Below are 24680 nucleotides of genomic sequence, written 5' to 3' on the forward strand. Positions count from 1 at the left end.
TGGCAAGTTGCTATGTATAAAGCGATACGAGCAGAATACATAGAGCCAAAGTGAGAGGCGTAAGCTTATCGTGCAACCGCCCGACACTCGCCAATAATTTCAGCTCTGTTCTGGTCAAAAGTTTGTTCGATCAGGAACCAGCCATTGGGACAGAAGCCACTTTCGGCTAGCAAGAGTTCCATTCTCTGCCGGGCAACTTTCTTCACATCTCCAGAATTGGCGCCGCCGGGACCGCCACTGCCGCTGGGACCACCACCGCCTGGGCCACCACTACCCTTACCGCCGCCGGGACCACCACCGGGACCACCGCCACCCGGACCTCCACGCCTACTGCCTTGGCCCTTGGGACCAGCCCCAATGGTTGCCTTGTAGGTAAAGCGACGATGGCCCAGTTCAGTGATGTCAGTGACAAATGATTCAGTGGTGGGGATCTCTGGTGTAGAGCTACAGCCAGCAGCGATCAAAATCACAGCTGCAGATGCAAAGAGATGAACCTTCATTATTGTTACCCCGTATTTTGATAAAAGCTTTAGTCAGACATTAGCTAACCACAAATGTTGGTTAAGCAGAGTAAACATTTGTAAAGGGGGGCAATAGCAGCAGGATTGTTTGTGCTCAAACCCAAAACTGTAAGGTACTGCATGTCCCGGAAGGTTCCGTTGTAGAATCCTCAATAGTTTGCTCTATCCACAATATAGCTGCATTTTTTAGAGGGTTTCCGATAAATTTGAGATACTTCTGGTGATCAGAACAAGTCCCAAAGAGAAGCTATGGTTTATCTGGATGCCATTTAGGCCGACTCTTAAGGAAGCCGGAGATAATATGGAATTAATCAGAGTTTTCTAAATAATACCCTTGGTAGCAAAGTGGTACGTGAATTGCCAACAATACTTAATATAAAGAGTTTTCCTATGAAACAAGCACTGCTTGCATTACTTGGATGCACTTTTGCAGGAATATGTTCTGCAGAGTCACTCAGCATTGAACGGTTATTCTCCGACCCGGCTCTGGGTGGTACTGCTCCCCGTGCGCTGGAATATTCACCTGATGGGCAGCGCGTAACTTTCCTCAAAGGTAGAGCTGAAGATTACAACCGTTACGATCTTTGGGAGTACAACCTGAAAGACGGTCAGTCCCGAATTTTGGTCAATTCCGATAGCTTGCACAGCGGTAGTGAAACTCTTTCGGATGAGGAAAAGGCAAGACGGGAGCGCCAGCGAATTTATGGTAGTGGAATAATGGAGTACAGCTGGTCCGAGGATGGTCGGTCTCTGTTGTTCCCTTTGGCCGGCGATATTTACTATTACGATCTCAAAGACCGTTCTTCGCGTCGACTGACTGAAACGGAAACCTTTGAAACCGATGTAAAGGTCTCTCCCGAGGGGCACTTTGTTTCGTTTATTCGCAACCAAAATATCTATATTGTCGATCTGAAAACCGGTAGGGAAAAGCAGCTAACCAGCGACGGCAAAGATCATATTAAAAATGGAATGGCTGAGTTTGTTGCCCAGGAGGAAATGGACCGGATGACCGGTTATTGGTGGTCTCCTGATGATCGGCATATTGCTTTCCTGCAAGTTGATGAGTCGCCAGTTGATCAGGTAACCCGTAGCGAAATCTATGCGGATCGTATCGAAATGATACAGCAACGTTACCCCGCTGCTGGGCGTGCGAACGCAAAAATCCGACTTGGCCTTATAGATATTGATTCGGGGGATATCCGTTGGGTCAACCTGGGAGATAATCAGGATATTTATATTCCCCGAGTAAAATGGGCCCGTGATCACCTGTTAACTTTCCAGTGGCAATCTCGAGACCAGCAAAAGTTAGAGCTTCGTGCTTACAATCTCAATACGGGAAAAACCCGAACGCTCCTTACCGAGTCCAGCGATACCTGGGTTAACCTGAGCCATGATCTCCACTTTTTGGAAAATAGCGATGCTTTTATTTGGTCATCGGAGAGGGATGGCTTCAAACACCTGTATAAATATGATTTTGGCGGCGGATTACAGGCACAATTGACTAAGGGAGATTGGGTGGTTGACGAGTTAGAGGCTGTTGATGAGCAGGCTAATCGTTTGTATTTTACCGCACGGAAAGATACTCCAATCGAGAGGCATCTCTATGCAGTCTCCCTGCAGGGGGAGAGCGACATTAAGAGAATTTCACAGCGTAGTGGTATGCACTCTATCGAATTTTCTGAGGATGCCTCTGGATATATTGATAAATTTTCCAGCGTTACCACGCCCCCTCAGGTGAGCCTGCACAGCAGCTCAGGGACCAGAGTTACCTGGCTTGAGCAGAATGCTGTAAATCGTGATCACCCTCTCTATCCTTTTAAAGATCAATGGATCACTCCGGAATTTGGCAGTATTGAGGCGCCCCATGGCCAGGAGCTTTTCTACCGCTTGTACAAACCTGCTAATTTTGATGCGAAGAAGAGTTACCCGGTAATGGTGTTTGTCTATGGTGGTCCACACGCTCAGGTGGTTACCAATAGCTGGGATAAACTATTCAACCAGTATATGGCCCAACAGGGTTATATTGTTTTTTCCCTAGATAATCGTGGTTCAGCAAACCGCGGTACCGCTTTTGAGAATCCTATCTTTAAGAATATGGGATCTCCTGAAGTGGAAGATCAAATTACCGGCGTTGAATTCCTGCGCACCCTGCCTTACGTTGATAAAAATAAAGTAGGCATCTTCGGCCACAGCTACGGTGGTTACATGGCACTGATGAGTATGTTCAAAGCCGGAGACTACTTTAAGGCGGGGGTATCGGGTGCGCCGGTTACGGACTGGACGCTGTATGATACTCATTATACTGAGCGTTATATGGGCAATCCAACCAAGGATATGGATGCCTATGAGGCATCTTCTGTGTTTCCCTATGCGAAGGGCTTACAAGGTGATCTGCTGATTTATCATGGTATGGCGGATGATAATGTGTTGTTTACCAATACCACCAAACTCATAAAACAGTTGCAGGATAACGGCCAACAATTTGAACTGATGACTTATCCAGGCAAGAAGCATAGCTTGCGCGGTAAGCAGACTCGCATCCACCAATACAGCATGATCAAGCGCTTTTTTGATCGGTATTTAAAGGGGCAGGATTAAAAATTAAATAATCTCCCAGAAGAAAAAAACCGAGGCTAGCCTCGGTTTTTTTCTTTATTGAGGTATATGACCCCTAAGACTGAGGCTGATCAACCCGATCCAAATTCATTACTTTGGTCCAGGCCAGCACAAAATCATTTACAAACTTGTCAGCGCTATCACTGGAAGCATAAACCTCTGCGACTGCCCTTAATTCAGAGTTTGAACCAAAAATCAGATCTACAGGTGTGGCTGTCCACTTTGCCTGGCCACTTTTGCGATCTTTTCCTTCATAGATACCCTCTGATTTTGCCGACTTGGACCAGACAGTAGACATATCGAGCAGGTTCACAAAGAAATCATTCGTCAGTGTGCCGGGGTGCTGAGTAAGTACACCATTCTGTGAGGAGTCGGTATTTGCATTAAGTGCCCGCATTCCTCCAACCAGAACAGTCATTTCAGGCACACTTAGGGTTAACAGACTGGCTTTATCAACTAATAACTCTGTAGGGGTTCTTCCATAACCATCGCCAAAGTAGTTGCGGAAGCCATCGGCCAGAGGTTGTAGTACCGCAAAAGAATTAACATCTGTTTGTTCCTGGGAAGCATCGGTGCGTCCAGGCTTGAAAGGGACCTGAATTTTATGTCCGCCTTGCTCTGCAGCTTTTTCAATGGCTGCTGCGCCCCCAAGTACAATGATATCTGCCATTGAGATTTTTTTGCCCCCGGATTGGGAACTGTTAAATTCCTGCTGGACTTTTTCCAGCGATGCCAGGACTTGTGATAGTTCAGTGGGATCATTTACCGACCAGTCTTTTTGGGGTTTCAGGCGAAGACGGCCACCATTGGCGCCACCGCGAAAATCTGAACCACGGAAGGTAGAAGCTGAGGCCCAGGCAGTCCTCACCAGATCGGGAACGCTAATGCCCGCCGCCAGTATTTTTGCTTTGAGAGAATCTATATCCCGGCTGTCAATTAGAGGGTGATCAACTTTGGGGATAGGGTCTTGCCAAATTAAATCTTCTTCAGGCACCTCCGCTCCCAAATAGCGCGCACGAGGGCCCATATCCCGATGAGTCAACTTGAACCAGGCTTTGGCAAAGGCGCGTTGAAACTCTTCCGGATTTTCCTGAAACCGCCTGGCAATTTCTTTGTAGCTGGGATCGAACTTAAGGGATAAATCCGTGGTAAACATGATGGGGGCATGGCGCTTGTTCTTGTCGAATGCATCGGGCACCAGATTTGCCGCGCTCTGATCATCGGGAATCCACTGAACGGCACCAGCTGGACTTTTTGTTTTGACCCAATTGAATTTAAACAGGTTGTCCAGATACTGCTGGCTCCAATTGATTGGGGCGGCAGACCAGGCCCCTTCCAGGCCGGATGTCATTGTGTCGTCGGCATTTCCTTTCCCACACTTATTTTTCCAGCCAAGCCCCTGTTGCTCTATCGGGGCGGCGGCGGGCTCTGGGCCGAGGCAATCAGCTTTCACTGCACCGTGAGCCTTACCAAAGGTATGGCCTCCGGCAATCAAGGCTACTGTCTCTTCGTCATTCATCGCCATGCGGGCAAAAGTTTCGCGGATATCTGTGGCGGCAGCCACCGGATCGGGATTGCCATTGGGTCCCTCAGGGTTGACATAAATAAGCCCCATTTGCACTGCGCCAAGAGGTTTGTCCAACTCCCGGTTGCCGGTGTAACGCTCATCCGCCAGCATCTTGGTTTCGGGCCCCCAATAAACCAGGTCGGGCTCCCAGTCATCCTGTCGCCCCCCGGCAAATCCGTACGTAGGGAATCCCATGGACTCCAGAGCTACATTGCCGGTTAGCACCATAAGATCAGCCCAGGACAATTTGCGCCCATATTTTTGTTTGATGGGCCAGAGTAGACGGCGGGCTTTATCCAGGTTGGCATTATCAGGCCAGCTGTTGAGGGGATCGAAACGCTGTTGACCACCACGGGCACCACCGCGACCATCACCGATCCGGTAGGTGCCTGCGCTGTGCCAGGCCATTCGGATCATAAATGGGCCGTAATGACCGTAGTCTGCGGGCCACCAGTCCTGTGAAGTTTTGAGCTGAGTTTCGATGTCCTGTTTTACCGCTTTAAGGTCCAGGGTTTGGAATTCGGTAGCGTAATCAAAGTCGTCACCCATTGGATTGGATCTGGGGGAGTGCTGTCTGAGCGGGCGTAGGTCGAGTTGGTCTGGCCACCAGAACCTATTGGACTTTGGTTGCCCTTCAACTGCGCCCTCAAGAATGACGGGATCAGTCACCACTTCCTCATTGGTGTCTGCGGCATAGAGTGGCGCGGTTATAAACAATGAGACTATTAAAGCGGCACAACTACGATTATATTTTATTAGCATCGAAAGTGTCTCCGTACGATCGTTGATACATCCTTCGTTTCACTATTACTCATCGTAATGATATAGGCGACTTGCTGCGATTTAGTAAGGTTACTTTCGGTTTACGATAGCACCTGATTCATCTATCCAGCAGATAGTATAGCGGGTAAATAGTATAAGAATTTACCGGTATAAGGATTAAAAGTAATCAATAAGGTAAATTAAAAAACTTAATAACCAAGCCTATTTGTTGAGTGGCGATATGGGCTGGTGTAGTTTTATTTATAGGGTGTTTTGTCTGGGGCCTATTGCATTATTATGTGGGTGTCGTTTGGTGGAATATATAGGTTGTGGGTTATATGACTCCGGGAATTGCCTTATTAAAAAAGAATAATATCAGTCACAAGGTTCATGAGTATAGACACGACTCTTCAAGTGATTCTTACGGTTTGGAAGCATCACAAAAATTGGGAGTTGCTGAGGAGAGAGTGTTTAAAACGTTGGTAGTTGCGCTGGGCAATAAAAAGTTAGTTGTTGGTGTTGTTCCGGTTTCGACGATGCTTAACCTGAAACTTATTGCAAGAGCTGCCGGGGCAAAGAAGGCGATAATGGCCGCTCCAGCTGATGTAGAGAGATCAACAGGTTATGTTTTGGGCGGCGTTAGCCCGCTTGGGCAAAAAAAGCGCTTGAAGACTATCCTTGATCTATCGATTCAAAATCACTCAACCATTTTTGTGAGTGCTGGCCGTAGGGGACTGGAAATAGAGTTAAGTCCAGATGACCTGATAAAGGCTGTCGATGGCAATCTAGCTAAAATTTGTGAGTAACTGAGCCGGGCAGTTCCTGATGTGAGGGTTTATTAGCTTCAAGGTGAATAGCTATTGCCTTCTCAAAAGTAGTGCATGAAGAAATCAGTAAGTTAGTTGTTATTGAAACTGGGCTCTCCCTGGGGAGAGCCCAAAAAGTATTAATTACAGAGTGTCTGCATTGTCAGGAGAGGGCTCTGTCCACTCTCTTTGGAGCTTATATCGAGGCCATTAATGCCTCCCTCTGAAGCGATCACCAGGCCGTGATTACTAGCGTTGAGCCAGCGGTCCACTATACCGGAGGCTCCCAGGTCAATGAGGTGTCGACCAGTAGAAGAGGGCGTAAAGCTACCCACCTGAAGCCCAAGAATCGAGCTGCCGCCAACAGAGTCCCATGTAGCGGATTCCTCTTGCCAGCTTTGTGTCGCCATATATATGCCATAGCTGTTGCTGGATGTATTGATGACATTCAGTTCGAGTGTCGCATCAATATATTGCTGACAACTTAAACCGGATAAATCGAAGCGAATCAGGCTATACATTGTGCCGTAGATCAAATCGCTACCATCGGCGAGAAGTCCATCGCTGTCACCATCGAAATTGTCATCTTCCTTTCTGGAGGAGATAAAGACATCATCTGAGGCAACTTGGGATATCTTTTCGCTGACAGTGTCACTGCAGTCTGCAACCACCTTGAGGGCTGGTGCAATACCGGTTTCCTTTGATGAGATATCTACGCCATTGCTTCCATTTTGCGCGGCGATGACCATCCCGGTATTTTCAGCGTTTAGCCAGTCTTCCAGAATACCAGAAGAGCTTAAATCCAGGGTTAGGGTTCCAGTGGATGAAGGAATAAAGCTGGCTGCCAATTGTGAAAGCACTCCCGATCCGCCGACTGAATCCCAAGTGACTGATTCTTCGTCCCAGTCAGATTCGGCCAGGTAAATTCCATAATCGTTGGTGGAGCGGTTGGTAATATTTAATTCAAGCTTAACTGAATTTATTGCTGAACAATCGGCGATATTGGAGAGGTCAAATTTGATTAATGAGTAGAGAGTTCCGTAGGTACTATCGCTACCATCTGCCAGTAGCCCGTCTGAGTCACTGTCGAAATTACTGGATGAATAGCGGGAAGAGATAAAGGCATCATCTGCTACGGGTAGGGTTACCTCGCCGTTGTCACTGCTATCCTCGACAATGACACTCCTGCCAACACTATTTTGTGCAAGAACCATAGATTCGCCAATTCGGTTGGCACTCCACCAGTTAATGTCCTCTGGTAAAGCAAGGGGGTCATTGGCGCGATCTTCACGGGTCAGGATACTGGCGCTGTCGTCAAATTGGGCCGTGCGGATGCTCAGCTCATCAGGACTAACTTGTATCACTTTAAACTGCTGGATGCTGGCCATATCGATGGTCCAAAACTTGGCATCATTGGCGGAACGGGCCGGAGCCCCCCAACTGCCTTCACCCACATAGACAGTGCCTCCGGTATCACTGGTAGAAAAATCACTATTGCCCGGGGCGACGACTTCAGTGAGCTTGGTCAGGTGGGTATCTGATTCGACCACTAGGTTCATGGCGTAGTCATAAAATGGCTCTGCCCACCAATTGAATAATGTGGGGTTATCGGACTTGCCACTGTAATGGGGGAACATGGGCTTGTGGTATTGGGCAAAACGCCAATTGCTGTAGGCGCCACTTGTAGCTAAATCATCTTCCAGCCAGTTGTTCATAGCCGTTGCATAAGATGACCAGCCACTTTCCTGAAATTGGCTGTTTAGGGTGTAGACGCGTAAGAGGGGGAAATCTGTACGGCGCCGTAAGTATCGCTGGGGCTACAGCTACTATCTGCATTGAAGTCGACTCCAAATACCTGGCAAATAGTGGAGTAGTTGTCATCTTCATGATTTCCATGGGTGGGAATTAAGGGGTAAATGCGTTGGTAGCTATACCCATCAATTTCATCGCTGGAATAAGTCAGGGTCCAGTCTTGTAAAAACTCATCCATCTCTGATGCGCTGTTGGCGTTAGTAAAATCGCCGCCGTGCATAACAGCCAGCGGACGGATCTTAGCCAGCAGTGCATTCCCCTCGCGCCGGGTTGTGTGTCCGGTGCGGGTATCGCCTCCAGCAATAATCACAAATGGGGACTCATCGTCAGGTGCAGTTTTAAACCAGAAACGATCGCCACAGCCATCCTGGTCACAGATCCGGTAATAAACCTCTGAATTCGGTGTCAGGTTTTCCAGTCTTACAAAGTAGCTATTTAAGCTACCGTCGAACGTAGCTGCGGTATCAACTGATCGACTGCTCCAACTATTTTCATTGGTTGAGTAGCCAAAATTGATATAAGGGTTATTACTATTACCGTCCGGTGAAAATCCAATGACAGCACTGGTAGAGGCATCGCCATCCCAGGCCAATCTGTGATATTTGGTCGCTGAGTTGGCATCAATTGCCAAACATAGAGTCGAGAAAGCAAAAGCAGTGCTTAAGAACCGTCTCATGGGGGATTCCTGTAAGTAGTGGTTATTATCTGAAGGCGCTGCAATTTGAAAGGTTAGTTGTGAAAGCTGGATGCAGCGCGCCGGAATTATTCGGGATTATTATTACAGGCGGTTGAATGGTTGGAGACTAAGCGTACAAAAGCGGCGTTTCTATAAGGAATTGTGATAGTTTCTGCGTTCATGAAATTAACTGCCCCCGCCCCTGTTTTCAGGTACTGGTAAACATCGTATAAAGGCCTGTCAAAATTACGGGTCCAGTAATCTCCCCTTTGAGTTTTCGGGAAATATTCAGTCGCAATTAGAGGCCTGCCAGATTTACTCTCCTGCAGGATAATGGATCGTAACTCTGTAATATCGGGGAGCCTCCAATTTTGCGTTGCACACAATTTCTGTTGATTGGTATTGCGAATCAGATCCTCGGTATCACACCGCTCTTCTTCAAAATAACAATCTCCATTATTTTCTATACCTTCTTCATATTGATACCACGAGTAGGTCCACCTTCCATCGTGAATTCCTTCGTCGTCGGTTTTTACTTCCCAAAGAAGCCCTGTATCGGTGTCGCAGATACAGGACCAGGGGCCTGCCCAAGCCTCGATAGGCTCCCCATTTTTATCAATTTTAACTAAGTGGTATTCCCTTGGCAGAGGTTGTGATGGTTGGTGCAGTATGACTGCACAGACCGTGATTGCAGGAAAAATGAATACCCAAAATATGCGCACAAACATTATTGATCTGCCAACTTGATTTTGACGGGGAGAGAGTGGCGAGTGTGGGCGATTTGCGAGTGATCAAAGGCAGAAACCCAGAGGCAAATACCGTCTTTTATTGCTACATCTAACGCTGATCCAGTATCTAATTTTCGCACCATCTCCATAGACCAGTAGCCGTCCTGCCAAACAGCATAGGCCCTTACATCGGCACGATCTCCCTCAAAGCGATTTGAGGTATAGAGGACTGAAGGCATAATCGTATTGATAGGATAATTGTCATCTTCAGCCGTGTATGACTGGTAATCAAACCAGGAAATAGTCCAATCGCTTTTTGTATCCTCGTTTTGATATGGCGTCAGGCTGGAGGGACTTTTGGGTAGTCGTTTTGGTGTAACGTTTTTTGCGGAGTACCACTTCCAGTTCATTAAGTATGCCCCGGACTCTTTGCCATCCTGGAGATATCCTGCGGTATAGCGGCGTGCTCCTGGCCTTACAATATCAGGCTTGCCAATATAATTGTCATCTGCCAGGTGCATTTTATTGGTTCTTACTGCTTTCCAGTGCCAGAGATCGTGTATTTCATCGGATGAGCTGTAGTGGTAGCCCTTACCATGCCAATTTGCGGGCAACTGTGCTGATGGTTTGCGGCCCAGGTGAGAGGTTCCCGAAGCACCGAAATCACAGGAATTGGAAAGCAGGATGGCAAACTTATCTTCATAGTGACGGGTTTCATTAAAATTTTGAAAACCTTGCTGTTGTATTTCCCAGCCAGAACCAACTTTTTTCAGTGGTAGGTGTTTCAGGCTTTCAGTGGGATCTTCCCAGGTGATATGAAAAAATATTTCCTGTTGGTTATGCAAGGCTCTCAAGTTGACGGTTGAGCTACCATCAATAAAGTTAGCACCTCCGTCAGTATGGATTTTAAGTGATATGGCTGAGGACCATGCGGATTCTTGGGGGATTCCATCTATGTTTATAAAGGTTTCCGGACTTATTTTCTCAACTGTAAGATCGTGGTAACTGTTATTTGTAACAATAATCCAAAGTAATAAAGTGATACAGCCGGTAGATAAGTAGGTAAAAATTGAAGTTCGATAGCCTGATCGAGTATTGGGAAGCAAATAACCCGAAGTCTTCAGACCATAGGTTATTAGGTAAACGCCAGCGTGAAAGAATATATAGAGTAAGATCGCAAAAGCACTATAAAAGTGTGCCTGGCGAAAGATAGAAGCATTGTCGGAACCAATAAATAAAATCCAGCCACTTAAGACCATGAGCACTAAAAAAAATGAGCCAATGCGTGTTACTACCCTATGGTAGCTAATTGATGTTTTATAAGGTTTACTTTGTGAGGTTGTATTTTTTATTTTAATTGTTACTTTATAGGATAAGTAGCAGATAAGGATGGCCGAAGTAACAATTGCTACAAAGAAGTGAATATCATGAATCTGTCCCTGGGGTAACAGTTCTTCGATATTTCCAATACTTGGCTTAGTTAAGGTGGAGATACGGAGCCCCGTTAGCAGGTTACATAAAACTGCAACAATGGCCACACTGTGCAGAATTATCCAAAGAGTACTCTTCGGTTGTTTGGCCATGGGAGTATTCCAAAAGGGATTAGGCTAGTAAAAAAGTGTGGCATTTATATTAATTAAAATAGACTACATTCTGCTGATGGAGTCACGGCGCCTAAAAAAGGAAGAATGAACTGTGCTGTAGAAGCGCATTAAGAATGAATGCCGGTTCCTATCTTACCGAGATGTAATCACAGCGAGTCTCAGTTGCAGAGTTTCCTTTCCGCCTGACACAATAGTGCACTACTCAGTATTTTGACCTGCTCAGAACAAATAGCGGGATAACTTATTCTTGTTGGTATTCCGCATTTTGTAACTATTCATGCAGCTGACACTTACTCAGGCTTTCACTTTTCTCCAAATCTTCCGATATGGCCATAAGTTTCGGGTGGTCACTTCTCCAGTCAAAATCTTCATGGCGAAAATCAAGATAGGATAGTGCTGAGCACAAGTTAATATGTGGCAAGCTAAGACTGGCGGGTAATCGATCCAGGTGCTTTTCCAGGTAATCTAGAGATCTCTCAATAGCACTGAAATAGCGCTGCCACCAAAAATCAGACCTAAGTTCTTCCCGTGCGCGCAGCTTTTCCATTTGCAGATGCACTGCTGCGTCCATTAATCCAGAGCTGACACTGTGAAAAGTATACAGATCCCAATTGTTATCCAGTGGCGCAGATAAGTGACCATCCCCCAAGCTTTTATCCAGAAACGCACAGATGACTTCGCTGTCAATGATCGAGGAGCCATTATCCAGGGTTAGGCAGGGGACTTTTCCCAAGGGGTTGCTGGAAATAAGTTCGTCGTCATTGTGAAAGGGGTGAGAGAAATGCTCTGTTACCACAGAGTGCAGACGCTGTTCTTGCACAACAATGCGCGCCTTGCGAGCAAAAGGAGAGGAAAAGGTCAGGTACAGTTGCATAGGCCAAGCTCTTTTAGGCTGCGTGCCCTTTCAGCAACTGCAGTGACCGCCAGTGCTGCTACGAGCAACTGTTAACGCGTACTTTAGTGATGGGTAATCACTGAAGTAATGCGGTTATAGAGGTGCTGTTTTAAGTAGGCTCTCTGTTTTTTGAGGCTGGAATAGTGATCGTCGTCGGTGCCAATACCACTATCCTGAAGGCCTCTTATTTGTTTATCCAGTTTGCTGTAAATGTCGTTTTCAAGTTTGAATTGAATATCGTCTTCGATGAGCTGCTTGATTGTGTCTGCATATTCTGGGAAATCCACCGAGAGCTCGTGTGAAGCAATGGGCATAAGGGACCTCCACAATCGATATTAGTTAATGAAGTGTAGGTTCAGTCTTGCCAGTCACAAAAATGCAATTCTAGCGCTGCTTCCCTTAATCAACATAGTTATAAAGTGAAGTTAATATAAGTCTGTATATAGCCATTTGATATATATAAAAGTTGAAGCTATTTTATTAGCAAATATTTTTTACCCTCTTTTTTTGATTATTGGTAATTGTTAGTCAGGTGAGGCTTAAACAGAGGGCTGGGAGGAAGTGACGGGCACAAAAAAGCCCGACAATTACTTGTCGGGCTTTTTTGTTGCGGTTCTGCTACTGGGCTTAGGCCGAAGCCTCCAGTGGGGCAAAGCGCAATTGGCGCCTCTGCAAAAGCTCACCGAGGTAGAGCTTTAAGTAGGCTGCAGCGGCCCGTTTCCCCTCTGCTGCGGAGTCTTCTGTTATTTTCCCAAAGCGGGAATAAGACTGGGAGCAGAAAGAGTCGTTAATGTTGATGGCACACATAAACCGGTCTCGCCAATCCTGAGAGGGTGGCAACTCAAACTCCCGAGACAGGTTTTTGATCAGAGTATCTGCCAGGCGCCAATTGTTTTCCATTTGTAGTTGGCGTAATGCCCAACTGGACTGAGGTCCAAAATGTACTTTTAGTGCCGCGAGATTCTCTTCATAGTAGCCGCGCACAAGGTCGCACAGCTGATTCAGCATATCCTGCCAGCTTTCTGACGGAGAAAAATCCGAATGGCCCAATACTACGTCACCGAAAGACTTATAGTGACGCTCGGCCAGGGCGGTTAAGCTGGCATCTACACTTGGGAAGAAATGATAAACAGACGCTGCTGGAACACCTGCAACCTGACTAAGGTTTGCGAGGCTAATATCCGTAGAGTCTTGTTCAGTAATTAATACTTCAAGGGCGTCAAGAAGCTTTTCATACTTCTCCCGACCATTTTTGCGTTGTGGTTTGCGCGGACTGGCAGTGTCGCGCCGGCTGATAGCTCGTCGATCGATTTGGTTCAAATTACCTCCCCCTATAGACAAGCGGTACTGGCCATGGGCTAGCATACGCTTTACTTCCATGTAAAAAATTGTCTTTTGGAATTGATTATTATAATCGTACCAAATTCAGGCGAGCAAGAAGAACTTGTTTGATTTGTGGGGTAGTTCCACATTAATTAATTAAATTCGGCTAGCAGGTATTTCTGCCAGCCGAATGGAAATGCAGCTAGTGATAATGTAGCTCTGTCGCCTTTCCTCGGAAGACGTAATAAGAGAAAACGGTATAGGCGAGGATGACGGGAACTACTATTACCGCACCCACAAGAATAAATTTTAATGAGGCGGTGGCACTGGCTGCCTGCCAAATATTTAGTTGGCCGGGAACAATATCAGGGAAAAAGCTGAAAGCCAGGCCGATAAAGCACATCAGGAAAATAACAACGACGGTAAAAAAAGGAACCGCTTTATGTCTGTCCGCAGGCTTAGGCATTCTCGCCAGCAGAACATCATTGGAGACAAAGGCAATAAAGCACAGGGTGGGGACGAGTAGTACAAACATAACCAGAGGGTAGGTAAACCATCGGTCAAATACGGTTGGGTTTACCAGTGGATTGATGGCCGATACTGCAACCACCCCAAGCAGGGTGGCCCGTCCTGCGTAACGGGTCCATGTGGTCGCTCGTTTTTGCAGCTCCGACTCGGTTTTAAGAACCAGCCAGGCGCCGCCAATATAGGCGTATGCGGCGGTAACTCCCAGAGCGCTGAGCGCTGAAAAAAGCTGTGCAGACCAGTCGGGCTTAAAGCCAATCACGTACTGCCCCAGCATGTACCCCTGTGCAAGGCTGGTAATAATAGACCCCGCTTTAAAGGTTCGATCCCAGGTTAGTTTTTTGTCGATGGCAGCCTTGGCACGAAAGTCGAATGCCACTCCTCGCATGATTAGCCCGACCAGCATAATCGCAGCTGGTATATATAGGTGCATTAACACCAGGTTGTGTGCGATTGGGAATGCAATCAGGAGCAAACCGATTGCCAGTACCAGCCAGGTTTCGTTGGCATCCCAAAAGGGGCCAATGGATGCGATCATGGTATCCCGCTGCGATTCCTCCTCTTCTCCCATGGGGAGCAAAATGCCCACACCAAGATCGTAGCCATCCAGAATTGCGTAGACTATTACCGCCAGGCCCATCAGGGCGACAAAGGCGACAGGCAGCCAATAGGCCGCTGCAGAAGCGCTACCGGTCATTTGCCTTCTCCCTTGTCATTTTTCTCGGTATCTTTTGGGCGGTTGGTTAAGCTAGTGCCGGCGAATAGTTCCTGAGTTTCAAACTCCTCGACTTTTACAGACTTTAGGGCCATCACTTTCAGGGTTCTTATGTACGCATAGAGCAATATCACATAGACAACCAGATAAAGGGTTAGGGAAAAACCGACATGGGAAGGTGGTACTGGAGTAACAGCATCGGCGGTTTTCAGTACTCCTGTTACGAGCCAGGGTTGGCGTCCAATTTCTGTGACATACCAACCGGCCAAGGTGGCTATCCAGCCGGAGAATGTCATCGCGACCAGGGTTTTAAGCATCCAGCGAGGCAGCTCACCTTTACGCAATAGATAGACCCCACCCCAAGCGGTTAGCAGCATCAATATTCCTATGCCGACCATAATGCGGAAGGCGAAAAATACGGGGGCTACCGGTGGGTGATTATCGGGGAATTCATTTATTCCCTTGATCTCACCATCCCACTCATGGGTAAGGATAAGGCTGGCCATCTTGGGAATGCCGATCGCCAAATGGTTGGTTTTCTCTTCTCCGTCGGGTATCGCAAATAACAGCAGGGGCGCACCGCGCTCTGTTTCCCAGACTCCCTCCATTGCGGCGACTTTTTGTGGTTGGTGCTCAAAAGTGTTGAGTCCGTGTAAGTCACCCACATAGATTTGAATCGGAATAAAGATGGCAGCGAGAATCAGTCCTGTTTTAAGGGCGAGCCGGGGCGCGCGTTTGGGGTCTCCTTTAAGAATCCGATAAGCGGAAATCCCCGCAACAAAGAAAGATGCCGTCAAACCCGAAGCCAGCAGCATATGTGTAAGTCGGTAGGGGAAAGAGGCGTTAAAGATAATTTCCATCCAGTTTGCCGGGTAGGCGACCCCATCCCGTAAATCGAATCCGGCAGGTGTTTGCATCCAGGAGTTGAGAGCAATAATCCAAAAAGCGGATAGAGTGGTTCCTGTTGCCACAATAAAGGCAGATAAAGTATGTATTTTGCTTGGCACCTTATTAATGCCAAACAACATAATGCCGAGAAAGGTTGCTTCGAGAAAGAATGCAGTAAGTACTTCGTATCCGAGAAGCGGGCCGGCGATATTGCCGACCTGGGCCATAAAGCCGGGCCAGTTTGTTCCGAACTGGAATGACATGGTGATGCCACTCACTACGCCGAGAGCAAATGTCAGGGCAAAGACTTTTACCCAAAAACGATATGCGCGCATCCAGACCGGATTATTAGTTTGGTCGTAGCGTAATTTAAAAAAGAAAACGATCCACGCGAGTGCGATGGTGATTGTTGGAAATAGAATATGAAAGCTGATATTTGCGGCAAACTGTATCCTGGAAAGGATCAGGGTATCTAGCATGAGAGCCTCTGCTGGTCTGAGATCTTTGAACCAGTGAGCCGATTAGCACTTCCTGTGCTAATCGGCACTGCAAGAAAATATAGAGGCAGGTGTGTGTTCCCGCGTATACAATCCTGCAGGAGCCGACTTTGGATCGGCAGCGGCACGGCCTTGTGCCGTTTTTAATCCAGCACTATGGGCTGCTGGATTAAAAATATGCCGGGGCTTTTAGCCATGGATTTGGCCCTATGGGTTTCTCCCCGGAATAAGTGCTTCAGATGAAGGTGTTATTTCGCTTTGAGTGCAGCGGTATATTCCTCGTACTAGCGTTTTTTTCGCTAGTTTGAGGTGTTCTGTCCACCTGTCATCTTACTTTTGAGTTCCAGTAGCTTGACGATACCGGAGCCTAGCTTCATCAATTTAAGCAGGTCCTGGTGTTCTAGCTTGCTGAGTGTATTGGCAAATTCTTCGAGCAGCTCCAGCAAGCTGTAAACTTCCTGGATTTTTTCCTGTGCCTGGGCATCCAGCTCATCTTGGGGTTCATTGAGCAGCAGCTGGCGAAGCAGACTTAATGTAGGGTCGAGCTCTCGCTTGCGGCGCTCCTCGAAGACAGTACGAGCGAGGTCCCAGATTGACCCAGCTGCAGTGAAATAATCTTTGCGATCGCCCGGTTGATGATGCAGCTCAACCAAGCGCCAGGCCTGTAGCTCTTTGAGCCCCATACTGACATTGCCACGACTGATCTTCAGTGCCTGGGCCAATTGCTCGGCATTGAGTGGCGTGGGATGAATGGTGAGTAGGGCAAACATTTGCCCCACCGTGCGATTGAACCCCCAGCGGCTACCCATTTCACCAAAGTGCAGTACGAATGCCTGGGCTTGACTCGATAGTTTCATTTACTTCTTAAATTTCAGAAATTTCTGAAAATTGTAAGTGTAAATTGATCTATGTCAATCACCAATTTAGAAAATAATGTGAGGCCAGCGAGAGGCTCCCGGATTCTGATCTGGGGAGAGGCTGGTTATATGCTCAAGCTACTTTTGGCTCTTTGGTACCAGTTGTCGGGCACGATAAAGCCTCTGCAGGCTTCGCCGTTTTTATCGACGGCGGCGATGCACAGTGGGTGGGTAAAGCTTTCGGGCAGCAGCGCCTCTAGCAATTGATCGGCAGTCATGCCGGTGGTGCTGCTCTGAGGCGCCAGCCAGGCTTGCTTGGGGAGTGCCAGCCACTCGAGAGCACCGCGGTTTGCCTGGCTCAGGGAGAGTGATCGAAACTCGGATAACGATACCCACCAAAGATCATGACTGGAGGGCCGGTGAAGTGTATCCAGCGGTTTGAATAGTCTCCCGGGCATTAGCGCCCACTGGCGATCTATCTCTAGGCCGTGCTCTTTCAGCATTGATTGAACTGCCGGCATTTCAATCAGTGGCAGTTGATGATCTGCCATTCTTGCCAGTTTGATATCCAGTCGGTCCTTGATTCCGGGCCCTACCCAATGGATATCGGTAACCTGGAGATAAAATTTTACGGCAATTTCCCAGTGTTCACACTGGTTGCTGGGCAGGTGTTGCACGACGAAGTCGAGTTCCCCCAGTGTCTTGCCGCCGGACCTTAGAGGGAGGTTTTGGTAGAGCAGCTGGTAGTCGGGATGTTTGTCAAAGGCAAATGACCAGAGCCTTTCAAAGTAAGTGCCCAAGCGGTTATTGGGTTTGTTGAGGCTGAGTTCGTGCAGGTAATTATCCAACTCAGGGGAAAGTGCATCTTTTACTTTCGGGCAGGAGAAGTATTCCAATAGGGACTTTCGTCGCGTGGGGAGAAGCCAGGGGAGTTGGTTAGCTGCACTAAAAATTGTAACGGAGTCCTCGCTAGTGGGAATATCCGAACTTCCCACGGACCACATTAAGTTGTCCCAATTATCTACCTGTCCGCTTTTCAGGGAGGAAATCATGGTCTTCTGTATCGTTTCCTGAATCATTAAACTTCTGTATATTGCTAAAATACAAGACAGATTGGTGAAATCATCTATGATTGCTTTACCATCTGAACTAAAAATAATAATTACACTTATAAGAATCGATCCGAGCACCAAAAAAATCAGCGAATTACCGATGTCGAAATAAGTCCCCTGGCAGTGAAGTTTCTGCCTTGATTTCGTTATCCATCTCCAGTGCCAGCTTTATTCTGGGAGTTGATTTTGGTCGGGTATTTTTCTTACAGTGACTGATACTGGAGAAAATCATGGAATCAGGTCCCCTTATTTCGATCGGCTTGCCTATCTCGCTGTTTATCATCATGGTGGGAATAGGGATGACCCTAACTGCCAGGGATTTCCATCAGGTAACGGTAAAGCCCGTTGGCCTTATTATCGGAACTTTTACCCAAATTCTCCTGATGCCAGCTATAGCAATTGGCCTCTGCTGGGGCTTAAATCTACCACCGGCCATTGCGGTTGGCCTAGTCATTATTGCCGCTTGTCCGGGAGGCACAACATCGAACCTGTTTACCTTGATGGCTCGCGGCAATGTGGCGCTTTCTATTGTATTAACAGTTTCTGCCAGCCTGATTACTATTGCCAGTTTACCGCTTTTCGCAAATTATGCGCTTCGAACTTATTTCGGTGCTGACCAGACTGTAACTCTGCCATTCGCCAGTACAGTGGTGATGTTATCCAGTATTGTCCTCTTGCCTGTTGTGATAGGGATGCTATTTCGCGCCTGGAGACCGCACCTGGCTCGCCGCGCAGAGGGAATAGTCAGTATTTTTGGCGGGGTTGTATTGCTTGCACTGGTAGCAGGCCTTATCTGGGGAATTCGCGATCGCCTTGCAGACTTGATGGTTCAAGCTGGACCCTCGGTCATTCTATTGAATCTCTGTGGTGTGCTATTGGGGCTTCTTATCAGCCGGGTTGCTGGCCTGCCAAAGCGGGAGGGGGTTGCGGTTGCAACGGAACTCGGTATTAAAAACAGTACTATCGGAATGATGGTAACCCTCACGCTCTTACACTCGAGTGAGATGTCCGTGCCCTCAGCAGTTTACGGCGTATTGATGTTCCCATCTGGCGTTCTTTTGGCGTTATATGGTCGCCGTGGCGCAACGAAAAAACTGGCCTCTGAGACGGAAGGAGCAGGTGAAGTAGGGTAGTAAATGTTGCATTTACCGAAAACTAGACCATACCTTTACTATTGAGGGTGTGGTCGATCTCGGAAAATTGTGCTCGCCTATACCAATTTCTGTTACTGCACTATGAATTTCAATAATTCTAATGTGCGGCCACGGATTACTGAATGTCCTTTTTAGGTATATGTCTAAAACCAGGCATTGAGTTGTCTCAACCCCAGATTGTAAAGTCAATATGTTCAAGGGTTTTACGGCGAAGCGCAGCAAGAAAAATACAATCAACAACAACCTAAAATTAGATGCTCTGGTCTGGAAGAGAATATTGGAGCAGTCGACTCTCAGTGGTAATGATTCTGGGGTAGGTAATGCGGCTAAACACAGTATTGTTGTTTCTCTGACTAGCTATGGAAAGCGAATCCATGATATCCATTTGTGTATCGAGAGTTTATTTCAGCAGTCGCTAAAGGCGGATTTAATTGTACTTTGGCTATCGACCAAAGAATTTCCAGATTATATGTTGCCCAATATTTTAATGAGGCAGGTAGATCGTGGATTGAGAATTGAATTTGTTGATGAAGATCTAGGACCTTACACAAAGTATTATTACGCGCTTCAAAAATTTCCTGATAGCCTGATAATCACGGTGGATGACGATATCCTCTACCCGATGGATACCATCGATATGCTGTATCAGTCATATTTAAAGTTCCCGTCACATATTTTCTGTCATCGAGCTCACAGGATAGGTGTTGATAAAAAAGGTAATGTATTGCCTTACAATAAATGGAGGACAACGCGGGAAATTTGGAAGTGCAATATGAATATCAAACCTTCTTATCGCGTTTTTCCTACTGGAGTTGGGGGTGTTTTATATTATCCCGGATCTTTACATCCCGATGTTCTGAATAAAGATAAGTTTTTGGAGTTATGTCCTAATGCGGATGATATCTGGCTTAAAGCCATGAGTATGAGGCAAGGAGTCAGTTGTGCAAGAGTGCCAGATGTTCGTTTCTGGAGGGATAGGTTTTTAACAATCCCTGGGTGTCAGGCTAGCGGCTTGAAGAAACAAAATTTAAAGGGAAAGTGTGGTAACGATAAGAAAATACGCAGAGTATTCTCTGAATATAATTTATCTCGACTATTATTAGAGTAAATAGGCGATATTTAATTCTGGTATTATTTGGTTGTTGATTTAATAATTTCGGTTTGGCTTTATACTGCTACCACTTATATCGAAACCCTAACTCCAATCCTCCGGAAAAGCTATTCCCCAAATTTTCCAGACTGCTACTGTAATAAATTTCTGAATAGATGGAGCAGTGATCACCGCACTCATCGTAACTGGCACCCAATCGCAATTCCCCATACCAAGTGTCAGGTTTCTGACTGAGGCGGGTTTTTGATACCAGTAAATTAGTCCTCTGATCGATATTATAAATAAGGCTCGGTGTTGCAAATAGGGAGAATCTTTCCAGTGGATTTGAGCCATACATATTTCGACTGTTCTTACGCTGACTCTTACGTTTTTCAAAGATGGTACCTAAGCGCAGCAGAAAGCCATTATTATTGATATCGGTGGCTTGTACGGCATAGATATCCTGCAAGTCGTTGGCTTCCTCCGAGGTGTAAATCAGTTGCGCATGAGGCGTCCAGGAGTAGTAATCATGCAGTTTAAAGCTCTTGCCTCCCTCGATAGACAAGGCGTAACCAAATGCCTCATCGCTATTATTGAGTTCGCGCAGTGATCTTGCGTCCATTTCAAAGTCAAACCAATTTAGCTTTAGCTGACTATCTATAAATATGCCGTCTAATCCATACCAGGTGGCAAATGCGCTGACACCATAGTTGCTAGCATCGATTGAGCCATCTCCAAAAAATGAACTGACATCGTTATTTGAATCGCCGTAGTGCAAAGCGGCACTGCCAATAAGCTGGCTTCCAAATATGGAAACTTGTATTGGCAAATCAAAGCCCATTTGCACCTGATAGTAAGTCTGCTTCCAGTTCGCTCGAGTACTGGACTCATTGGGATCAAGGGTGATATGCCGGGCAGAGCTCCTGATCCAAAGCCCACGATTATCAACTGCCTGCTCTTGGGCGTCGCTATACTCGCTACTAGCCAAGTCCAAGTAGCTCGTACCTACCCAATAGCGATTGCCCAAGCGGCTGCGTAATGAAGAGGGTAGGTTGAGTGTTCTGAGAATTTGCGGGAGGGATTCGTAGAGCACTGAGGTGGGTTGCCAGCGAGCCATGCCCCCCTCAGGAAATACTGAGGAATTATCCACAGTGGAACGGAGATACCAGTTGCCGCTATTATTTTCCTCTGTAACACCTTGGTGCAGTGTGTAAGCATAGGCACCGCCGATAACAGCCTGCTGATCGTCTTTGCTGACAAAATCCCCAGCCAGGGTAAATTGTGCATTTGACTCCCCTTCGACGGAGACCACTTTGATCCCGTTGCCCACTGTCCGTTTTCCTTTACCTGAACGGTTAAAGACAGAGATGGTCGTAGTGCCGGATGTGTCTCCCTCTATAATTAGCTGATCGCTTTGTGAAAAATCATCTTCTAGAACGGCGTCTACCCATAAGCGCCCGTTGTCAGAGCGATAATTTCCATAGTTTCCTGTGTCGTCTTTGGCTATGGTGAGGGTGTTGAATTTATTATTAGATAGGTCAATGGTTCCGTTATTGGATATATCTCCTGTAATCACATAACTGTCGCTGTCAAAAAATGCTTGCCCTCCCCATCGAATATCCAGGCCAAGCGGGTTTCCCTCTGCGTCGAGGCCTCCACCGACGGCTAAGCTCCCGGTAAATATCATTTTGGAACTACCCCAAATAACTATCCTTTCCCAGTTATTTAAAAGTGTCCCATCAACGGAGTAATCCAGCTTGAATATCAAGTTGTCAACCTCTCCGTCATCTGCACTGAGATCATCACCACCATCCAGTACTACATCACCGTCGAATGAGTGTGAGTCAATCAGGAGGGTATCTGATCCGGAGCCGCCTCGAACTTCGTTGCTGATGCCCTCATCCCAATAGATATAATCATCACCATTACCGGCATCCAGGTAATTAAAAATAAAACCTCCATCCAGGGTAATGGTATCGTTTCCATCACCTCCCCAAACATGGAAAGACAGCCCATCGAGTAGGATCAGGTTGTCATCGCCCTCGCCTCCATGAATGCCGCCTCCCTCCAGATAATCTCCAACATCACTGGAACGCTCATCGAGGGTTATCGTATCGTTACCAGCGCCGCCATTGACAAACAAATTGACTATGCCGCCGGTAATATTTATTTCATCATTTCCCTCACCGGCAAGTACATTTTCTGCCGTTCCTCCATTCAGGGTGATGGTGTCGTTGCCGGCGAAGGTTTCTATATCTGCGCCATTGGGGTCATTATCTTCATCACAAGTGATTTGATCTGCGCTGGCAGTACCGCTATTACCTGGGTTGCATTGCGCAATAGATTTATTGCAAAAAATAAGCACAAGAGGAATTACCAAGGTGAGTTGTACCAGCCTTACGAGCAATGCCGGGTGTCCAATTTTATGGATAGACACAGTTATTCCTTTTATCGTGCCAAATATTTACAGTAAATGTTTGCGATTTAACCGCACGGTTCTAGTTGGGCGAAATACAATTCATGTATTCACAGGCTTTAGAAACTGGCTTCTATTCTCACCCAACTTTAAAAATCATTCCCATAAACTAGAATTTAGTGCCGACGCCAAAATTTATGACCCAAGGGTTGTAGTCAAAATGGGCGTAAAGGCGATCTCTGCCCAGTTCTGTGGGAAAATCGATAGTGGCATCAGTATCCGCTAGGTAATAAACCGTGGATAAATTAAGCAGGACCGGATAGCGCCAATCTCGGAAGTCTAGGCTGTAGTCCAAGCCAGCCTGTAGCCCCCAATCCCAGGAGTGTCCCATATTAAATGATCCTGGTGCGACCGAGAGCCCAGAGTCCAACAGGTACTCGTTAAACTGGCGGCTGATTTCAACCGTGTGGAAGTTGGTGTAATTTATTCCCGCGCCTATATAAGGTCGTGTACGATAGGAGGGGTCCATGAAGTACCAGTTGCCAAACACCATGGTTGTAGTGGTACTAAAGTCGCCCAGCTGGATTTGGTTTCGCCCGACGTTGCCGGTGAAGTTATCCAGTTTTGTACCGTAGTTGGCGCCATTAATATGCATCAACTCAACACCCCAACGGTCGCTGGGACGCCAGACCCCCGATATTTGCCAGGCGTGAGCGGTATCGATCTGCCAGCTGCTGTTATATAAATCCCACTGCTGTAAAACCCGATACTTTAGCGCTGTGCCCTCGTCATTTGGTTGAACGTAAGTTAATCCGAAGCGAACAATAAATTCCCCCCACTCGATATCACGCCAATCATCCTGGGCATGAGTTGACAATGTTGAGAGAGTAAAAATCAGGGTAATAATTCCTTTGCTAAATCCTTTTGCGATCATCGCGATATCCATCTCTGAAAATCCAGGTACAGGCAAAACTACTTAATTGCCATAGGGAGGTGTAAATAAATACCGGCAATACATGGGCCAAGTACCCCAAAAAGTAGCAGGGTTGAGAAAGCTCGCAGTAAATTTTTCAAATTTTGAGGACTAAATTATTCAACAGGCATGATGTCAGGGGAGTGCTAGAGATATGACTTTGGGGGAAGCCAATATCTCTGGAAGATTGGGGTGAGAGGGGGAAATTGAGGGTTAAGAAAGTTTCCCCAGGGGCACCTTTTCCAGGTTGCGTGCATACTCCAGGAATTTCTGTGCGGCGGGAGACAGCGGACGTGACTTGCGTCGGGCTAAATACCAGTGGGTAACAATAGGAAGCTCCTCAATATCGAGAATCGATAAACCTGCACGCCCGCCAAATGCCAGGGTATGCTCCGATAATATTGAGACCCCGAGGCCGGACATAACCGCGTGCTTAATGGCTTCATTACTCTCAATAGTCATTCGGAGCTTGAGGTCTACATTGCGTTTACGCAGGAACTGTTCAATGGCATGGCGTGTACCGGAACCCTCTTCCCGATGCAGGAACTGACAGCCTGCAAATTCTTGCAGGGAGATTTTCTTGCGGGAGGCCAGTGGGTGCTTCTCAGGCGCTATCGCCAGTAAGCGGTTGGGTAAAAACTCCACCAGCTCCAGGTCCTGGCTTTTGGGGGGATGACTGAAAACGTAGAAATCATCTTCATCCTCACCGGTGTAATCAATAATCTGTTGGCGGTTGCCCACCCTGAAATGGATATCCAGTCGCGGATGCTGCTGATAAAACTCCCCAATCAGGTGAGGGATAAAGTATTTGGCGGTGGTCACTACTGCCAGCTGTAGGCTGCCGGTATCCAACCCTCGTAATTGGGCCAGTTTTAGGTCCAGATACTCGTAACTCTTCAGAATCTCCCTGGCACTTTCTACCAGGGTTTGCCCGGCCTCCGTAAATTGCAGTTGCCTGCCCACCGAGTAATAGAGAGGTAGACCCACCGCATCGGAGAGTTTGGCCAGCTGCATCGATACGCTTGGCTGGGTTAGGTGCAGCTTTCTGGCTGCGGCGCTGATATTGCCCAACTCATAGACACAGAGCAGGATCTCCAGTTGTCGAACGGTTCCAATGCGGGCATGGGCACGAGTTAAGGGCAC

20 protein-coding genes are annotated in these 24680 nt (G+C 47.1%); 4 read left to right on the plus strand and 16 right to left on the minus strand.

What is annotated here, in order from left to right:
- Positions 1 to 65: 65 nt before the first annotated feature.
- Entirely contained in the window at positions 66 to 500 is a 435-nt protein-coding gene (locus tag P0078_RS17695) for a hypothetical protein (RefSeq protein ID WP_282931231.1), read from the minus strand.
- Between the two features lie 411 nt (positions 501 to 911).
- Between P0078_RS17695 and P0078_RS17700 the strand changes: the two genes are divergently transcribed.
- Positions 912 to 3119, plus strand: a complete 2208-nt coding sequence (locus P0078_RS17700; protein ID WP_282931232.1) for a S9 family peptidase — start codon at positions 912 to 914, stop codon at positions 3117 to 3119.
- Positions 3120 to 3192: 73 nt separating this feature from the next.
- Here the strand turns inward: P0078_RS17700 and katG are convergent, their stop codons facing one another.
- The gene (gene katG, locus P0078_RS17705) at positions 3193 to 5466 is read right to left on the minus strand and encodes a catalase/peroxidase HPI (RefSeq protein WP_282931233.1); all 2274 of its coding nucleotides are present in this window, start codon (positions 5464 to 5466) and stop codon (positions 3193 to 3195) included.
- Positions 5467 to 5804: 338 nt separating this feature from the next.
- Between katG and ybaK the strand changes: the two genes are divergently transcribed.
- Complete coding sequence (gene ybaK, locus P0078_RS17710; RefSeq protein WP_282931234.1) at positions 5805 to 6272, plus strand: Cys-tRNA(Pro) deacylase; 468 nt, start codon at positions 5805 to 5807, stop codon at positions 6270 to 6272.
- A 140-nt stretch (positions 6273 to 6412) separates the two neighbouring features.
- Here ybaK and P0078_RS17715 read toward each other — a convergent pair whose 3' ends face one another.
- The 11 genes from P0078_RS17715 to P0078_RS17765 all read right to left on the minus strand — a co-directional run bounded on the left by P0078_RS17715 (position 6413) and on the right by P0078_RS17765 (position 17871).
- Positions 6413 to 7987, minus strand: a complete 1575-nt coding sequence (locus P0078_RS17715; protein WP_282931235.1) for a DNRLRE domain-containing protein — start codon at positions 7985 to 7987, stop codon at positions 6413 to 6415.
- Positions 7988 to 8031: 44 nt separating this feature from the next.
- Positions 8032 to 8760, minus strand: coding sequence for a fibronectin type III domain-containing protein (locus P0078_RS17720; RefSeq protein WP_282931236.1), 729 nt, complete (start codon positions 8758 to 8760; stop codon positions 8032 to 8034).
- 86 nt (positions 8761 to 8846) lie between these two features.
- Positions 8847 to 9488: an Lcl C-terminal domain-containing protein gene (locus P0078_RS17725; RefSeq protein WP_282931237.1), complete on the minus strand. Its 642-nt coding sequence runs from the start codon at positions 9486 to 9488 to the stop codon at positions 8847 to 8849.
- Positions 9488 to 11071 (minus strand): ethylbenzene dehydrogenase-related protein, encoded by a 1584-nt coding sequence (locus P0078_RS17730; protein WP_282931238.1) that lies wholly within the window; start codon positions 11069 to 11071, stop codon positions 9488 to 9490. The genes P0078_RS17725 and P0078_RS17730 overlap by 1 nt, the downstream gene beginning before the upstream one ends.
- Before the next feature lie 292 nt (positions 11072 to 11363).
- Positions 11364 to 11966, minus strand: coding sequence for a glutathione S-transferase N-terminal domain-containing protein (locus P0078_RS17735; RefSeq protein WP_282931239.1), 603 nt, complete (start codon positions 11964 to 11966; stop codon positions 11364 to 11366).
- 83 nt (positions 11967 to 12049) lie between these two features.
- Positions 12050 to 12301, minus strand: a complete 252-nt coding sequence (locus P0078_RS17740) for an HP1242/YdcH family protein (protein WP_282931240.1) — start codon at positions 12299 to 12301, stop codon at positions 12050 to 12052.
- A 313-nt stretch (positions 12302 to 12614) separates the two neighbouring features.
- Complete coding sequence (locus P0078_RS17745) at positions 12615 to 13367, minus strand: TetR/AcrR family transcriptional regulator (protein WP_282931241.1); 753 nt, start codon at positions 13365 to 13367, stop codon at positions 12615 to 12617.
- 145 nt (positions 13368 to 13512) lie between these two features.
- Complete coding sequence (cydB, locus tag P0078_RS17750) at positions 13513 to 14532, minus strand: cytochrome d ubiquinol oxidase subunit II (RefSeq protein ID WP_282931242.1); 1020 nt, start codon at positions 14530 to 14532, stop codon at positions 13513 to 13515.
- Entirely contained in the window at positions 14529 to 15917 is a 1389-nt protein-coding gene (locus P0078_RS17755) for a cytochrome ubiquinol oxidase subunit I (protein ID WP_282931243.1), read from the minus strand. Before P0078_RS17755 ends, cydB begins: the two co-directional genes overlap by 4 nt.
- Positions 15918 to 16234: 317 nt before the next feature.
- Positions 16235 to 16792: a GbsR/MarR family transcriptional regulator gene (locus P0078_RS17760; RefSeq protein ID WP_282931244.1), complete on the minus strand. Its 558-nt coding sequence runs from the start codon at positions 16790 to 16792 to the stop codon at positions 16235 to 16237.
- Between the two features lie 125 nt (positions 16793 to 16917).
- On the minus strand, positions 16918 to 17871 hold the full coding sequence (locus P0078_RS17765; protein ID WP_282931245.1) for a DUF1853 family protein: 954 nt from the start codon (positions 17869 to 17871) through the stop codon (positions 16918 to 16920).
- A 263-nt stretch (positions 17872 to 18134) separates the two neighbouring features.
- Here P0078_RS17765 and P0078_RS17770 point away from each other — a divergent pair, with 263 nt between their 5' ends.
- Positions 18135 to 19037, plus strand: coding sequence for a bile acid:sodium symporter family protein (locus tag P0078_RS17770; RefSeq protein ID WP_282931246.1), 903 nt, complete (start codon positions 18135 to 18137; stop codon positions 19035 to 19037).
- A 211-nt stretch (positions 19038 to 19248) separates the two neighbouring features.
- On the plus strand, positions 19249 to 20166 hold the full coding sequence (locus tag P0078_RS17775) for a glycosyltransferase family 2 protein (protein WP_282931247.1): 918 nt from the start codon (positions 19249 to 19251) through the stop codon (positions 20164 to 20166).
- 67 nt (positions 20167 to 20233) lie between these two features.
- Here P0078_RS17775 and P0078_RS17780 read toward each other — a convergent pair whose 3' ends face one another.
- The 3 genes from P0078_RS17780 to P0078_RS17790 all read right to left on the minus strand — a co-directional run bounded on the left by P0078_RS17780 (position 20234) and on the right by P0078_RS17790 (position 24680).
- Positions 20234 to 22585: an autotransporter family protein gene (locus P0078_RS17780; protein WP_282931248.1), complete on the minus strand. Its 2352-nt coding sequence runs from the start codon at positions 22583 to 22585 to the stop codon at positions 20234 to 20236.
- 148 nt (positions 22586 to 22733) lie between these two features.
- Positions 22734 to 23510 carry an OmpW/AlkL family protein gene (locus P0078_RS17785; protein ID WP_282931249.1) on the minus strand — a complete coding sequence of 259 codons (777 nt, stop codon included), beginning with the start codon at positions 23508 to 23510 and terminating at the stop codon, positions 22734 to 22736.
- Between the two features lie 240 nt (positions 23511 to 23750).
- Entirely contained in the window at positions 23751 to 24680 is a 930-nt protein-coding gene (locus P0078_RS17790) for a LysR family transcriptional regulator (protein ID WP_282931250.1), read from the minus strand.

The sequence above is a fragment of the Microbulbifer sp. VAAF005 genome (assembly GCF_030012985.1).
In the GTDB taxonomy this organism is placed as follows: Bacteria; Pseudomonadota; Gammaproteobacteria; order Pseudomonadales; family Cellvibrionaceae; genus Microbulbifer.

Bases quoted from the DNA above. Each gene is read 5' to 3' on its own strand.
- P0078_RS17715 (WP_282931235.1), bottom strand. From the start codon at position 7,987: ATGAACAACTGGCTGGAAGATGATTTAGCTACAAGTGGCGCCTACAGC.
- P0078_RS17775 (WP_282931247.1), top strand. From the start codon at position 19,249: ATGTTCAAGGGTTTTACGGCGAAGCGCAGCAAGAAAAATACAATCAAC.
- katG (WP_282931233.1), bottom strand. From the start codon at position 5,466: ATGCTAATAAAATATAATCGTAGTTGTGCCGCTTTAATAGTCTCATTG.
- P0078_RS17765 (WP_282931245.1), bottom strand. From the start codon at position 17,871: ATGATTCAGGAAACGATACAGAAGACCATGATTTCCTCCCTGAAAAGC.
- P0078_RS17770 (WP_282931246.1), top strand. From the start codon at position 18,135: ATGGAATCAGGTCCCCTTATTTCGATCGGCTTGCCTATCTCGCTGTTT.
- ybaK (WP_282931234.1), top strand. From the start codon at position 5,805: ATGACTCCGGGAATTGCCTTATTAAAAAAGAATAATATCAGTCACAAG.
- P0078_RS17725 (WP_282931237.1), bottom strand. From the start codon at position 9,488: ATGTTTGTGCGCATATTTTGGGTATTCATTTTTCCTGCAATCACGGTC.
- P0078_RS17755 (WP_282931243.1), bottom strand. From the start codon at position 15,917: ATGCTAGATACCCTGATCCTTTCCAGGATACAGTTTGCCGCAAATATC.
- P0078_RS17720 (WP_282931236.1), bottom strand. From the start codon at position 8,760: ATGAGACGGTTCTTAAGCACTGCTTTTGCTTTCTCGACTCTATGTTTG.
- P0078_RS17785 (WP_282931249.1), bottom strand. From the start codon at position 23,510: ATGGATATCGCGATGATCGCAAAAGGATTTAGCAAAGGAATTATTACC.
- P0078_RS17700 (WP_282931232.1), top strand. From the start codon at position 912: ATGAAACAAGCACTGCTTGCATTACTTGGATGCACTTTTGCAGGAATA.
- P0078_RS17745 (WP_282931241.1), bottom strand. From the start codon at position 13,367: ATGGAAGTAAAGCGTATGCTAGCCCATGGCCAGTACCGCTTGTCTATA.
- P0078_RS17730 (WP_282931238.1), bottom strand. From the start codon at position 11,071: ATGGCCAAACAACCGAAGAGTACTCTTTGGATAATTCTGCACAGTGTG.
- cydB (WP_282931242.1), bottom strand. From the start codon at position 14,532: ATGACCGGTAGCGCTTCTGCAGCGGCCTATTGGCTGCCTGTCGCCTTT.
- P0078_RS17740 (WP_282931240.1), bottom strand. From the start codon at position 12,301: ATGCCCATTGCTTCACACGAGCTCTCGGTGGATTTCCCAGAATATGCA.
- P0078_RS17695 (WP_282931231.1), bottom strand. From the start codon at position 500: ATGAAGGTTCATCTCTTTGCATCTGCAGCTGTGATTTTGATCGCTGCT.
- P0078_RS17735 (WP_282931239.1), bottom strand. From the start codon at position 11,966: ATGCAACTGTACCTGACCTTTTCCTCTCCTTTTGCTCGCAAGGCGCGC.
- P0078_RS17760 (WP_282931244.1), bottom strand. From the start codon at position 16,792: ATGAAACTATCGAGTCAAGCCCAGGCATTCGTACTGCACTTTGGTGAA.